At 41.2% G+C, this 15,042-nt stretch carries 11 protein-coding genes; 3 read left to right on the forward strand and 8 right to left on the reverse strand.

The annotated features are described in order from the left end of the window. Positions 1 to 14 precede the first annotated feature (14 nt). From M4D81_RS28295 to M4D81_RS28325, 7 genes are all read right to left on the reverse strand, one after another. Positions 15 to 2,717 carry a CD3337/EF1877 family mobilome membrane protein gene (locus tag M4D81_RS28295; protein WP_260068863.1) on the reverse strand — a complete coding sequence of 901 codons (2,703 nt, stop codon included), beginning with the start codon at positions 2,715 to 2,717 and terminating at the stop codon, positions 15 to 17. After that, positions 2,692 to 5,337: an ATP-binding protein gene (locus tag M4D81_RS28300; RefSeq protein WP_260068864.1), complete on the reverse strand. Its 2,646-nt coding sequence runs from the start codon at positions 5,335 to 5,337 to the stop codon at positions 2,692 to 2,694. The genes M4D81_RS28295 and M4D81_RS28300 overlap by 26 nt, the downstream gene beginning before the upstream one ends. Before the next feature lie 35 nt (positions 5,338 to 5,372). Next, the gene (locus M4D81_RS28305) at positions 5,373 to 5,777 is read right to left on the reverse strand and encodes a conjugal transfer protein (protein WP_260068865.1); all 405 of its coding nucleotides are present in this window, start codon (positions 5,775 to 5,777) and stop codon (positions 5,373 to 5,375) included. Further along, positions 5,777 to 6,082 carry a hypothetical protein gene (locus tag M4D81_RS28310; protein WP_119851408.1) on the reverse strand — a complete coding sequence of 102 codons (306 nt, stop codon included), beginning with the start codon at positions 6,080 to 6,082 and terminating at the stop codon, positions 5,777 to 5,779. The genes M4D81_RS28305 and M4D81_RS28310 overlap by 1 nt, the downstream gene beginning before the upstream one ends. A gap of 19 nt (positions 6,083 to 6,101) precedes the next feature. After that, complete coding sequence (locus M4D81_RS28315; RefSeq protein WP_260068866.1) at positions 6,102 to 7,259, reverse strand: conjugal transfer protein; 1,158 nt, start codon at positions 7,257 to 7,259, stop codon at positions 6,102 to 6,104. A 14-nt stretch (positions 7,260 to 7,273) separates the two neighbouring features. Next, on the reverse strand, positions 7,274 to 7,660 hold the full coding sequence (locus tag M4D81_RS28320; RefSeq protein ID WP_148246129.1) for a hypothetical protein: 387 nt from the start codon (positions 7,658 to 7,660) through the stop codon (positions 7,274 to 7,276). A gap of 114 nt (positions 7,661 to 7,774) precedes the next feature. After that, positions 7,775 to 8,767 (reverse strand): replication-relaxation family protein, encoded by a 993-nt coding sequence (locus M4D81_RS28325; RefSeq protein WP_148246128.1) that lies wholly within the window; start codon positions 8,765 to 8,767, stop codon positions 7,775 to 7,777. Positions 8,768 to 9,431: 664 nt separating this feature from the next. Here M4D81_RS28325 and M4D81_RS28330 point away from each other — a divergent pair. Continuing rightward, positions 9,432 to 9,755, forward strand: coding sequence for a hypothetical protein (locus tag M4D81_RS28330; protein WP_260068867.1), 324 nt, complete (start codon positions 9,432 to 9,434; stop codon positions 9,753 to 9,755). 3 nt (positions 9,756 to 9,758) lie between these two features. Next, positions 9,759 to 11,090 carry an FtsZ/tubulin family protein gene (locus tag M4D81_RS28335; protein WP_260068868.1) on the forward strand — a complete coding sequence of 444 codons (1,332 nt, stop codon included), beginning with the start codon at positions 9,759 to 9,761 and terminating at the stop codon, positions 11,088 to 11,090. Positions 11,091 to 11,256: 166 nt separating this feature from the next. Here M4D81_RS28335 and M4D81_RS28340 read toward each other — a convergent pair whose 3' ends face one another. Beyond that, positions 11,257 to 12,057, reverse strand: a complete 801-nt coding sequence (locus M4D81_RS28340; protein WP_260068869.1) for a helix-turn-helix domain-containing protein — start codon at positions 12,055 to 12,057, stop codon at positions 11,257 to 11,259. Between the two features lie 517 nt (positions 12,058 to 12,574). Between M4D81_RS28340 and M4D81_RS28345 the strand changes: the two genes are divergently transcribed. Next, positions 12,575 to 15,034, forward strand: coding sequence for a type IV secretory system conjugative DNA transfer family protein (locus M4D81_RS28345; protein ID WP_260068870.1), 2,460 nt, complete (start codon positions 12,575 to 12,577; stop codon positions 15,032 to 15,034). The last annotated feature ends 8 nt before the right edge of the window (positions 15,035 to 15,042 follow it).

Raw genomic sequence — 15,042 nt, forward strand, 5'->3', positions numbered from 1 at the left:
ATTTTTTCCCCCAATTAGTCAAGCTGTCTATAAGCCCTGGTCTGCTTTCTACCGCTCTGGGCTTTATTGGCTACTGACTTTTCCATACTCCGGTTCGCTGTCGTCACTTCCGCACGATTTAATTGACCGCGAGCCTTTTTCATGATTTCAAGGGAGGCTTGCATATCATCTAGTCCACCTGATACTTCACCGGAGACCTTATTTCTTAGGTTCATAACGACTGCTGTTTTCGCGTTGGTGTCGATTTCTAACCGCATGTCTTGTAAGTCTTCCGTTGTTATGTTGTTTTTGAGGTTTGCCCGTGAAGTTTCAATTTTGTTCTTGAGAGCCGGGTTGCTGAACTTCACGTTGTTTACGGTCAACTTTGGTTCGGTCACAGGTGTAGCCGTGATTGAAGTAGGAAGCTTAATCTGCGTAGCATAATCCATCTTTCCTCCAGTTCTGATTTGAGCTGAAGGAAGCGGGGGCATGCTCTTTATAATGGTTGCGGGATTCTGTAACGGATGAGGCTGAAACTTAGGTGTTTCTGGGATCCCACCATTTTGCACAGCAACCTTTCTGAACGACTCGTTCGCTTTCAGCAGCTTCTCTTTTTGAGTTCCGTATTCAGGGATGGATTGAAAATGTGTAGCGACTGAAATTCGGCCTTTCCTGGACAGCATAGTGGTATTCACTTTATTGGTCGTATTAAGGCCTGCTTTCTTGAATCCATCATCCATGTTCTTAACAAAATCTGTATGACGCACCGGCTCGCCAGTTTCGATAGAAGTATCTACGGCTTGTTTGTACTCGGTTTTGTAGCGTTGGAAAAGTTGGACCATGACAAAATCGTCCACCGCGGTCTCCAGCTTTCGGTTTCGATTAAGTGTTTTTGCTCTATTCATTTGGTTCACAGCATGTTTAGGGCGGTTAACCATGAAAGTACTTGCCTCTCGGATCGCATTTTCATTTGAATACAAGGTTGCTGCAACCTCTTGGTCATTCATGTCCTCATTCACGCCCTGCATAAGGATTGCATTTCGCATATCCCCGCCATCAGCTTTGACAGACGATAACCGAGTCTTTTCTTCCTTCCATTCCTTGTCCAGGCCACGAAATGGATTTTTGCTTCCATTTTGTAGGTTTTCATTTACTTTTTGCACGAATGGCGAGTATTGAGGCTGGCCGCCAGTATCGTTAGATAGCTGCTCGGCAGCCTTCTTCTCCCTCTGGTATCGGAGCACCATGCTCGCAGTGGTAGCATCATTGATGTTATTATCAGCAGTACTGAGTGCAGCCGGTTTAAATGTACTAGGAACCCCTTCATGTTCCTTGCGATTGAACATACTGCTAATTTTACCCGTCGCATTACTGTACAAGGTTCTTGTTACATTACGCTGCAATGCGTCAACAACTGTAGATTTGGCGCGAGCTGGCATTGGGATATGACCTGCAGCTTTACTAAAGACATCCCCAATCTCGTTACGGTATTTGAACACCACGACAACTACGATAGCTTCTACGATCATTGCAGTAAACCAGCCGGCTCCCGCTTGATAGACTACATCATAGGATTGATGTCCAAATACAAGGGATAAACTAAGGAAGAACATCACAAAGGTGGTCATAACACAAAGACCGATTAACTTGATAAACTGCTGCTTCATGGAGTTGAATCCCGCTTCTCGACCTGGAAGAAGAGTGACAAGTAATGTTACGGCCATTACGCCGGCATGAATCAGTAGTTTCACACGATAGAAAACAGAAAGAATTGCCCAGAAGGTGAATAACCCTAGCGTAAATATTGAAAATATATAGTAGCAGACAAGGATAAGCATTTGTTCATAAGGTCTCTCACGACCAATTGCTGGGTACTTACTTTGCGCTTTCTGCAAAATCGCTTCACGTTCCTCCGAAAAAGGCGCCGTAGCGAGTACCTCATTAAGCATCTGAGGGTCTTTTTTTCGAAGCTCCGAATCATCAAACTGAAGCATACTATATGGTCGGACAACCAGCTCATTCCATACTTGTTCGGAGATTATACCAACGCCGGCATTGGGGTCCATATTGAGTCCCGTTGCTTTGGCAAGGAGTGAATATACCAATCCCCCCATTTCGTTTCCAATACTGTTAAAGGATTTGATAATCGTGCCAGCATTTGAAAAGAACCCAAGGCAAATAACGACAGCCATTATAAAACCAACAGCGGATTGGTAACCGTCCATATAACGCCCACGAATCATATTGAACAAAATATATAGGACCGTAATGGACGCAAAAATTCCGAACAGACTTCCCCATAAACCGTTTCCTAATAAACCGTCATTCACTCCGGTTATGTTTTGAATAATGCTTTCAATGGCATCAATCAGCTGATCCATGAAAGAAAACGTAAATGCTTGATGAGCTAAGAACGTAAATAGTCGCGTGATCTGAACAAGGACGAGAAAGAAGAAGCTTAGAATATGATCATAGACTCTTACAATTCCGTCCGATGCTTTCTGGCCGATTTGCCAAAAGGATCGCTCAGGTAGAAGCGTCTGAAATGAATAATTTGTGGCCCCATACTTGTTGTAAATAGCTTCTTTATTGTTGTCGGAAGGAACCATTTCATCAATGGATGACGCTTCTACTACGGTAGGAAGAACAAGAATCAATAGAAAACAGACGACTATACCAAGCAGTACAAGAGGTTTCTTAATTTTGAGTCGACTAATCTTCGTCTGGATATTCTTCATCAAGCTCCCCTCCTACATCACCCGCTGCAGAAAACTGCTCGTAATGTTCTTGGAACTTCTCCAGAATCGAGAACTCACTTTCTTCTTCTTGATCAGAACTCTCTTCCTCTGGCGGACGAGTATCAAAACAGTCAAATAGTCGTTGAAACACAACATCGACTGTAAGTACGCCTATACGGCCGTAGATGTCTTGCATGAGACATTGACCATTATCAAGATTTTTAATAAGGTCAATATTTTCTTGGGTGTGTTCCAGTCCGTAATAGGAGAGTGTATTTTTAATCTTTGTTGTATCAGAGTCACGGAAGGCAAACTTCATTCCTATGTTCCCTGCAAGATCTCCGGCTACATCGGTAGGATTCTGTGTTGCAATTCCAAGCCCCCCATTTAGGGAACGGCCTGTACGGATGACTCGGTCTGCCATTTCTTTACCGATTTGAGTCCGTAGGATCGCCCAGGCTTCATCCATTTCGGCTAACGTGAAAACCGAACGATCAAAATAAATAAAGGTATCCATGAAACGGCCGATCGAATACATAGTAGCAACGGACATTTTCTCAACCAGTGAATAGTTCTCTGGAGGTTTTTCGACTGGAGGCATCTTAAGATTTTGGACCTGTAAGATATTCATTGCATAGTCCAGGTTAATGGTTTTTTGCTCTCCATTGCCAAAGAGTAACTTCGCAAATGACAAGTCACTGAAACTATCGAGAACTTCAGCAACAACAGCTGCAGGCTGTCTTGTCTCTCCCATTTCACGAAGAACATCAATACATTTTTTCAGATACGGATTCGGTTCAGATGCTACTCTTGTCACAGCTTGAGAAATATAACTATATTCAACCCGGTCACTTTTCACAGAGGCTAGATAAGATAGGATGTCCATCGCTGCCTCTTTGGCGTCTTCGATGTTGTGCAACATCACGAAAGGATCGAGTTTTCCCTGGTCTTCATGAGAAGCGGATAAGGTAGCTACCTGGATCTGCCCCTTTAGTTCTGGGAGCATTTCTGGCCAATGGGATCGCTCGCCTTTGGGGTCAAAGATCAAAGTTTTTCCCCCACAGGCCGCATTGATATAACCTAACAGATTAAGCAAAACCGATTTACCGCCACCTAATGTCCCACTGATGGTGAAGGAAGGTGAGCGGTTAATTTGGCTTGCATGCCGAAGATCGACATAAACAGGCTGTTGTAATGTTCCCGTCGTACCGATATAAACTCCGATGTTGTCTCCCAGCTGCTGAGTCGCTCCAAACATTCCTGAAGCCAGAGTTTCTGGAGGGATTCGTTGAATATAATCAGAGACATAGCGAGGTGATCCAGGGATAAAATCATTGAAGAGCAGCCATTGATCCCCGGCAGGCATTTCGACGTGAATGTTACCGAAATCTCGAAAATGATCCTGCAATATTTTTGCATTGCTCTTAAGCAAATTGACATCGGTATGGAAAAGACCGAATGTAACATGTGTTATGAATGTAGGGTTTTTCCGTTTTTTATACTCATCTTCGAGGTACAGGGCCTTCTCTTGCTTTTCTGCGAGTTCAATCGGAACTGCAGCTCCAGCCTCCTGTACATTCTTTACCTGGTTATCGATATCAGTCTTTTTCTTAAGGAGCTTCTTGATTGCCTCTGGCGCTTCCAAAACTTCTACTTTGATGCTCATTTGAACTGGAAATGGGAGCGTGGCGGCACTGTAGAGCCATTCACTTCCAGGCATGTCCATATTATCTGGTAGTTCAGAAACGGTTAGGTACGTATGGTAGACAGATTGATCCTCTCCATTATGCGGCTGGCTAATTTGTAGTCGGCGGGGATGCGTGCCACAGTCAATTTCGGCTTCGGTTAAGGTAATGATCTGCCTAGAATCATACAAAAACGTATCGAGCCCACCCCGCTTCCCTTTCCTTTTCTTTGGTGACCAGGGTTTTTCTTTTGTCGAACGTAATACAGGATCGGATATTCCCCACCAGAAATTGCGTTTAATTAACCATTCTGAAGTAGCGGGAGTGCCACGTTTTACTTTTACTCGTCGTGAAATCCTATCATATATTTGCCTCTCTTTTACCATATAAGCTTGAAATTCATGTTCAAAGATCTCTGGTTCATTGAGACCGGAGATATGTTCGAAAAAACGTTTAGGATGAAGAAACAATTTTTTTACTTCGGTATACGCGGTCTCAATTTGCTCTACTAGGTCCTTATCACCGTTTTTGGGGATGTAGACAATGATATATGGACGATACTCTGCGTTGTTGGATCCTTCCGAGGTATCATAGGCTTCGCTCAAATACTCTTCAAGTCCGGTTACATACCGGTTTCCCCATTTTTTAAGCGGCCCGGAGTTTCGTTGCCTGAGGCGTTCATGATGTTTCGCAATATCATGGGCTTTAGGTAGCCAGAGTATATGGAATTGATCCGTTAACATGCTTAAAAATGAAGTTTGTGCTATCAAACGGTCTATTTTTTGTTGGTCACTTTGATGGTCATATACGAAGGGATCTAGCTCATAAATGGCCCAGACCTGCTTGTTATGGTTAAATATTAGGTTCCCTTCAAAGTAAGCGATAGGAAACTCGATGTTGATTTTGTTCGCTTTTTTTGTAGCTTCGACGCTCAATGTCCTACCCTCCTTATTAACAAAGGGAGCGCGGATTACCCGCGCTCCCTTTGAGTGCGATACACCACTTTACTGCCATAGGAATATCGTTTATTGTGCTGGATCGATTTGTATCTCCTAAGGTGTTTCGGTCTAATCCAATGGAAAATCATAGATAGCAGCCATTTGTGTGGAGCCTTACCATCAAGCTTCTGCTTCATAATCAGCCACGCTGAGACGAACGGTAAAACAGCATATGTGTAGGCCGGTGGGATAAAAAATAAGATTTTTCCTACGATAAACCAAAACACTAAACAAGCGAAGAATGTGCCGATCGCTCTTACGTTCGCCGGAACGGGTAACTTCTTACCTTCAAAAGCATATATAACCCAATCCCATGTCCATATCTTCGAGTAGTTCGATACGGTCACCCGAGGAGATTCAGATTGCTTTTCGCTCATTAAATGCCCCCGAAGATTGCATCAAAGAAATATTTGGATAATTTTTTGACGTCTTCCCAGTTCATCAGTACTGCCACAATAAGTGCGATTCCCATAAAACTGACGAGCTTCATCCAATCTCGCTTTATCATGTGATAAGCACCAATTGTGATTAGGATTCCTGGTATCACTGCACCAATATTTGATGTAAGCCAAGTCCCCAATTTTTGTCCAGGGCCACTAGCAAATGCCGGCGTGGCCATTAACATTAATGCTATCGAGAGCAATGTGGTGCGGATCACCAGATCCTTATTTAATTTTCTCATTTATCAAAGCATCCCTTCGTTATTCTTGATTATTGGAAGCGGGTTGGTCTGGGTTTTCCTCATCCGTTGTCTGCTGCGGATCGGACGTCAGTTCTTGATTTTCAGTTCCGATAATGTCTTCCTCTTGAGCAGTATCAAGCATGTAGAGGCGCCCATCTTTTTCAATTACTTCGAAAGACCATGCATTGGTGAATGATTCTCCAATATCACTTTTCACTATGACTGTTGCCAGAATTTTCATTACTCCACTTTGTGATTCATTTCTATACATGTTTAGGCTCTCGACACGATCAAAGTCAAAGGCGGATTTATTTAGGGATTTGGGAGCATCGTCTGCATTAGAGTAAAAATATCGAAGCTGACTAATGTTTCCCTCATACCACGCATTAAGAAAGCTGCTGGTTAGTTCTTTTGCTAAAGCAATGGTGCTAGTATCAGAGATTGAAGGACCGTTCGATGCCGCTTCGACGGATTCCGCCTTGGGCATCTCGGAGACAAACCGCGGATATGATCGGATTACCATACCTTCTTCAACCAGTGTTACAGGAACTACCATGTAAACCTTCTTAATTGATTTCTCATTTTCCGGCAATGGTATGATCGCGTCCTCTTGAGTAGAATCATCTTTCGATTGTGGAGTCTGCGATGCGGTTTGGTCCATAAGAGGTTCAACTTCTCTACGGACCATCACCGTAACCTCAACTTGGTTATCGCTTAGTTTTTTTGTATCGAAAACTTCAGTTGAAAGAACTCGACTCGAGCCTTTGATGTCGAGCGCCTTAATACCAGCATCGGAATCTATGCCAGATATGAATCCGGATAATCGTGTTGATCGTTCAGAGAAGTTGCCTGTGTTCCAGGTGAAGTATTCAGCTGCAAAGTCCGCTGCGAAACCTTTTACCTTTTCTTCGATGATCGGAGCCGTATTCCCGTTTATAACGGTTTGGTTAATTACTCGAGTCCCTTGGACAAACGACATGCAGCCCTTAAAAATTATGAAGCACATGAAAACCCAGACGCATGTTCTGAGCAGTTTTAAGCCGGTTCTAGATTTTGGTGCACGTTCCTTAATCGACTTATCGGTTTTCTTCTTTTCAGGTGCTTGTCCTTCGGATTCTTTCGTTGGTGAAGAATCATTCACTTCATCTTTCTTTTTCTTCTTCGTAAACAGTCCCAATTTTGTTTCACCTCCTATCGATGTCGGGATTGATCACGATTCTTTGGATTAAAGACGATTCCAATTAAGAAGAACGCGACAAGTGCAATGATAATGGCATGCTCTGTCTTAAATCCTAGGAACCACCCCCACCATGATTCAATTTTGTCCCACCAGCCTGGTGCTCTCTCTGAAATGGCATGTTTCGCATCATCAATTACCTTAGCCACTCTCTCATGGGATTCTTGGTATTCGCCTGAGTGAGTTGTTGATCCAACAGGATCACTAACTTCTGTATGTACTTCTTGAGAAGTTGGTTCCGGTATGGTTTCTTTGGTGGGGCTCCGAAATAGAATTACTGAGGCAATCAAGAGTAATAGAACACCAACACTTACCAAGACCACCTTTTTGTTTTTGCTCAAATAATCACCTCCGATACTTATATATTAATTAATCAATATAATAACACATAAGTATATTAATTAATATACAACAATTGGAGTGGGATTTTCTCTAAAATGTAAAGGTCTCCCCCTCTACTCATTGTTGGATGTTCCTGCAAGGTCCGAGTATGCTATTAAAATATCTTCAATATTTCGACCTATTAGTACGCGATGGTTTATACCAAAAACTTTATCAGCAGCTTTTCCAATATTAAGTAGTCTTGTTTTATAGACTGCATCTGGAATTACAAACGCAATAATGGAATTCCGAATAATAGTATTTGTCGAAGCTTTTATAACATCCCTATATCTCTCTAGTTTTTTTTGTATGGATACCTGTTCAGTATGGAATGGAGATCTCTGAATTGGTTCTGTCGAGCGGTCTAACTCGATACAAAACAACTGTTCCCCTATTCGCAAAATAGCATCCGGACGCACCTCTATCACCCCATTGTCTCCCCATACACTTTCAGATGGATACCAATCCCAATCAATAAACTGCTTCAGATCATTGAAACTTACCATCCAACGATATCTCAAATCGAGATATATTTTGCCGAGTTCCCAGTAGTGCTCTTTCTTCGCCCGTTCCATATCCACTTCAACTTTAGATAATTTTGAATCATCAGGTATTTCTAATCTTTTTTCGATAACTCGTAATCCCCTCTGCGAGAGATAGTACCAAGTCTCCCCAGTTACCCTTCCTCTTCGGGCCACTGGTAAATCTACAGCATCTGGAATTATTGAGGTTCCTTCAACCAAACCACGATCCTTTAATCGCTTGAATGTTCGACGTGCTTTTAGAACAGCTCTCTTTCTATTCTTTTCCTCGAAAGCAGCCTTGGCATGATTATCTACACTTTCATACTCTTCATAGTACAAGTCTGGCGAGTCCAAAAAGTATGTTGTGACGACAACTGATTGTGGTATACATCTACATTTGTAGAGGTCTACCAATAAGCGCCACTCTCTTTCATTCAAGAGGTCAATTGCTTCGCCTATAGAATAATCGTTCGCGCCTCTTTTGCGTTTTCTACCTCCCTCTTCTGCTTGATCATTACGATCAAATTTCCCCTGGTCAGCCATTATACCTCATCTCCTTCAAAACCCATGAATGGGTTTGGGTTGAATTTACCCTTTTTAGGGTATTAGTCGGGGATTACTAGGAACAATAAACATGCACTATACATGATAATGCAGCAAAAATATAGACGTTTTAGCATTAAATGAAGAGTGTGGTGGAAATATAGATAAAAGAACTAATGGGTGAACAGCTTGTAACTTGATAAAAGGATCGATGAAGGAAACGTCATAAACACGATGTATGAATCAATCAAATATAAAAAAAGGTCATTCTCTTGGGCCCCCCTTCTAGACTAATTCCCACTCGTCAACAATATAGTAATTGAACCCATTCGATAATTTCAATCTCTCAAATGAGGGTCTCCAGAAAGAAAAATAACTCCCTATAAACTTGACAGGAAACAATATCCTGCTAAATAATAATAACGTAGCGTAACGCATCGTTAACTCTTCGGTTTTAGGTTATATAAAACTAGATGATATGCAGGAAACAAGACCTTCAATACCGAATTACATAATTAACGACGCGTAAAGCAACGTGAATAATCTCTTCATTCAACTATTTAGTGCATCGTAACGCAGCGTTAATGTATCCTGATTTAACGCTAATCTGGATTGATTGAGTGGAATAACGCATCGTTACGTTGCGTGAAAGGGGTGATTGAAATTGAATGATCAAGACCTTCAATATCCCACGGAAGTTTTGGAGTTTATCGCAGGAAGGATTCCACGAGAAATGACAAGTGTTTTTGCTGAGATATGGAATCACAGAGCTGATGGAGGAATTACCTGGACACATCTTGTAAGCAAAATTGGGGATCGGTATCTCGTTGAAAAAGCTCTTCTTCTTTTAGAGACGAATGGGTTTGTAAATGTTGACCCCTCTCCACTCGATCGCCGGCAAAAGAAGTACGTTCCAGACGAAATCAGAGGCAAGCAGTTAGCAGTGTACTTGCGTAATAGTAAACTCAACCCAAACAAGGAGGAGTAAGTTATGGAAATGAATCTTGGTTTTATTACACTTGAGGGGTTTATGCGCCGGGATGATGGGAATAAGAAAAAGCTAAAGTTTTGCTTTATTTCATGCGGACAGTTTGGTGGCCGTCAAGGGGATGAGCTCGCTCGTCTAGGGCACGATGTATATGCTCTAAACACCTCTGAATCTGACCTCTCTGACCTTAAAATCATTCAGAATATCATTAAGTTGGATGGCTACAATGGGGCGGTTAAGGATATTGAGCGTGGACAGGCAGCAATTAAGGATAACCGAGATAAGGTGTTATCACTACTCAGTAATTCTGATGTAGTTGATGCGGATTTTGTATTTGTTATTGCAGGCATGGGCGGAGGAACGGGAAATGCCGCAGCCCCTATCATTCTAAGTAACTTGAGTAGAGTACGAAAACCCTTTAATGGTAAACCATCGTTTGGTGCTATTGTGTCAGTACCGGGATCATGGGAAAAACGAGGAATTAAAAAGAATGCTCGCTGGGGATTGTCACACATTGATGAATTGATTAAGAGAAATGCATGTGGATCCGTGACAATCGTGGATAACGAGAAGCTATTTACAATGACTGAGGGTATTTTTAGTGATACAGAAACGAGGTTGGAATGGACAGATTACGGTAATAGTACTCTCGCAGCTTTATTAACCGAAGTAGCTTTTTTGACCTCTCTCCCTTCAAGCAAGACCTTTGACGAGGATGAACTGCTTGATGTATTAAGTACTCCAGGCTACTATTCATCAGGAAAATGCTATATATACGAAGATGATTCTCTTGAAGTGAATAGCTTAACTTCGATTATCGAAAAGAGTTTTAGAGAATCCCCAACAGCAAATGACTTTGATTATGAATTAGATGCTGTTAATGGTTTCGTTGCTGTTATTCATCCTAAACACAAGAACCCGATTATTTCGGATTCTGAATTCAGAACATTAGAAGAACGGTTCGGCCGCTTCATTGCTAATGCAGAGAAACCCCATTCTGGCTTAATTGACAATAGTAATTGGGGAACGATTACAAGCCGTGGGAAACATAATGAGGGCGAGCGAAACAAAGCCATTCTTTACACAGGTGTCGTATGCTCCGCACTGCCTGATCGGATCGCCAAGATGCTAGAAGAGATTGACCGAGAAGAGCAAGAATTAGAATTGAAGAAGAATGAACGCAAGAATAAGACTGCCTTAGATCTTTCAGCATTCAAAACAATTGCTAAAAACGAGGTAGCAACGACTAAGGAACCAGTTAATAGTGAGTTTGATCTCTTTGGAGATACCGGCAGCAAATCCAATGCAAAAGACGATGATGATTTTATGCTCTGATCCCTTCTCCCCTCTCATTGAGAGGGGATTCTTTTATCCTCAAATTAACGACGCGTAACGCGTCGTTAATTTTCAACGAGTGCCCTCTGCTCTAAAAAAAGGCCGTCGTTACGTGATTTTTGGCCATAAAAAAAGCGCTGCGTTACGCTGCGCTTTTCTGGTTCTTCTAATCTCCACGTCCGAATAATCCAAGGAAGCCTTTCCTCTTTTTTCTATTTGAGTTCTCTAAATCTTCTCGGGAGATTACTGCCCATTTCTTCATATTCTCCTCCAACTGCTGTTGGAGCTGGCTCTTGGAGGTTGCCATAAGCTCCTCTAACTGTTGTTTGCTATTTGCTGTTGTAGTTTCTACCTGGGATTTAAACTCGTCTTTCATTGAATTTACATTAGAAACAATTTCTTTATGTTCTTCTTGGATTTTTTCATGAAATTTTGATTCGATTTGTTGAATTAAACTTTCATCACGACTAGCCTGGCTATTTTTTAGTGTTTCGATTTCGTTTCGTACGAATTCTTGTGTAGTCTCAGCGTGTTTCACTAAGACTTGATCAAGATGTCCAAAAAATTGTTGCATTCGTGCTTCCATGTCTACTACAAGTTGCTGAACTTCTTGTAGTTGTAAGGATTGGGAGTTCGACTGGGAGACAGATACAAGTGAATTGGAACCCTCTTCCCCCCCACTTGGAGGCATAAACATACCGGTGGTAGAGCCAGCTGCATTCATATGGAGAAGCATCTGCTTTATCTGGGTGAAGCTTAATTCGTATTCTGAGTCCCGCCACTTTTGAATTAACCGCACTAATTCTAGGTGTCTGTCAGTGTAAAAACGGTTGTCATGCGGATCTCTGGGAACCATAAAGGCATCCCCAAGCTTCTCTTCCCAATTCCGGAGAGTGTTTTGGGGGACTCCGGTAGCATCGCTGAATTCCTTGATCGTGTAGGCCTTTTCAAAGACATTTTCGTTCACAATAACCCTCCCTTCTTATTGGAGACCCTCTCCAAATTTATTGAGAGATGTATCTATGCGCTGCAATATGCTTCTCTTACTAGAATTATATACGACTCCCATAGAATCGGGAAGACCATGATGGTCACATGTATATATCTCCATTAGTAAGAGAGACGTATATATTAATACTAATAGAGATAGATTCATTAGAGATAAGATGTGTATATCTATATAATGAGAGATGTATCCATATACTAATAACACTTCTACAAATTAAAGTATAAAAGCATACATTTATACATGGAGGGGCTCTCTCACACAATTGGAGGGGTGTTTTGGACAGTGGGAGAGGGTCTACATCATGGTAGGAGATATCCCAGCGTAAGGGAGAGAGCTACATTAGTCCAAGGAGACTAAAAGGTTTTCGATAATTCCCGATCAACTTAAAAGAATTATAGAAATGTATGGTAGATTTATGGCTTATTTATTGTAATATATTAATTAAATAATATACATGAATCAAGGTGGTGTCATATTGAAGTATATAGGAATGGTAATCGGCGGAATATTCTCAGCAATAGGGCATATGGTGGCTTTTATTTTCAAGAATATTTACATTGCAATCCGGAGGTTTACATTAGACCCTGCTAACAAGAATGCTATCTGGAACATCCAAGCTTTTTCACTATTAATCCTGCTCTTATTTATTTTTTTATGGTTGGTTGGTAAATACCAGGATGTAATTTATGGAGTAGACGATCCAGTAGTATTTAGAGCAATTCCGATCATACTAGCATGTTTTTTGGGTCACTCGATATATTCGTGTCCGGCTCTATATCAAAATCAGTATGCTAAACCTCTTGTTCAGACCTTTCTCAATGCACTAAGCATTCTTGCAATCGGTCAATTGATACTTGCTTATACGGATAGAAAAATAGGGCTTTTGATTGCTCTTGTACTATTCATCTTAACCATTTTTACTACTTTATATTACACCTTGCGTATTAGAGTCAGTTCAACAATATTCAGTAAACTGTCTGCTGCAGCTGAAGAAAATAAACCTCGAAAGGATCACAAGAAAACTTCTAATAGTCATAATGAGATGGAGAGGGGAGAGGAGAAACCGGAGAACAAATTTTCTTGGGAAGAAATTAATGAGCTAGACAGTATTGATTTAAATACACCTGGCTGCTTAAGCCATCTCAGATACTATTCGGAGCAATGTGAATTAGAACTCTTTTATACTCGTCCAACGAAAGAAAGGCAAAGTCAACTCATGAAGCTAAACCGTTCCGACAGGGCACAACACGGGCAAATAATTGCCGGAACGGGTGCCGGTAAAACCTTATTTGCAACCAACTTAATTACACAGGATCTTTTAAATGATTACATCGGAAGCACAGTTATAGATCCTAAAGGAAGTTTGATAAAACGAATGGCTAATTTTTTGGATCGTATCGGAAGAAAATATTATAGGTTGGATCCATTAATTGTTAATTCAGATTGTCTTAATCCGTTTTTTGTCCCAGAGAGTGAAGATATTGAACCGATGATCGAGCGAAATGTTGCAGCATTTCATGCATATCTAGGTCCAGATGCACAAATTTACTTTAAAAGCCGCGCCACACAGCTCTTTCGTGTCGGGGTTAAAGCTTTAAAGTTAGTTTACGGAAATGAAGTAACATACAATGAACTAGACAGATTGATTCAACCCATCAATGATGATTTTAGAGTAGAAGTGCTTCACGAAATAACTCTGCTTGGTAAAGAGGGCCAAGTTGCATTGCTTAGAGAATATACGCGTAATATGGCTGGATCCCCAAAAATGCAAGAGCATGCAATGCAGACATATTCAAACTTGTATGATTATCTTTCTGAATTGACGTCGAACAAATATATTCAAAAGATGTTCTGTGGAAAGTCAACTTTCAGCATAGATGAAGCAATGAAGAATGGAGAAATCATCCTTTTCAATGGAGCGTATGGAACACTTCAAACTCTAACATATACTGCAGGGCGTTTATTTCTAAATCTTATGCGTGCGAGTACGTTCAGAAGAAATATGGATGGCAATGTACGGCCACATCAATTGACTATTGATGAAGTTGAAATGTTTGCGGATGAAGAATTCTCAACATTCATGGAAATGGCAAGGGAGTTTGAAGTATTTGTAAATGTAATCCATCAGGGTAATGAACAACTCGATGATGTAAGTAAGCGGCTAGGCGCAATGGTAAAACAGAATGCTGTCCAGAAGTTTATAATGGCTGGTCTCGATCCAAATGATGCAAAATACTATTCAGAGATGATAGGAGAGGAATATAAGATTGGCCAGAGTAGTGGAACAGATGAAATGTCTACAACAGGGTTTAAAACCCAAATCAAAGAAGAGAAAAGGTTTACGGTTATGCCGAAAGAAATTCTTAGCCTAAAGGGTTATAATCCGGAAACCGGGGATCCGGCGGAATGTCTCTTTAGAGGAGTACATAATAATGTCAGATTAGACCCTGTCATTGGATTAATCTACCCGCTTCCGAAAGTATTGTTCACTCCACTCGAGGTTAAGGGAGAAGATGAAATTAATGAAGAGATTGAAGATGTCCAAGAAACTATAAAGGTTGAAAATGAAAAAAGGGAGGGGGAAATGGATGATATAAAAACGAAGGATAATAATGATAAATTGGAAAATATTAAGAAGAAAGCTCAACATCGCAAAGAACTTCATACAAATGCTCGTGAAATTGAGACCAAGACAGAAATTAATGAGCCTACAACAGTTCGAAGCCCTCTATGGGATGAACAGGATTCAGTAAACAATAGTAGCCATCCTGTTGAAAATACATCAAATGGGGAAGAGGGCGGGAGTATAGTATCACCACGAGGAGTAACCTTTAGACCGGCAAGCATAGACGACAAGGCATTAAAACTAGCGCAGCAAATCAAAAACGATGCTCAAATATCCCGCAATGAAAAAAAGAGTAGCAAGACGGAGTAATCCGTCTG

This window comes from Paenibacillus sp. p3-SID867 (genome assembly GCF_025142895.1).
In the GTDB taxonomy this organism is placed as follows: Bacteria; Bacillota; Bacilli; order Paenibacillales; family Paenibacillaceae; genus Paenibacillus_AQ.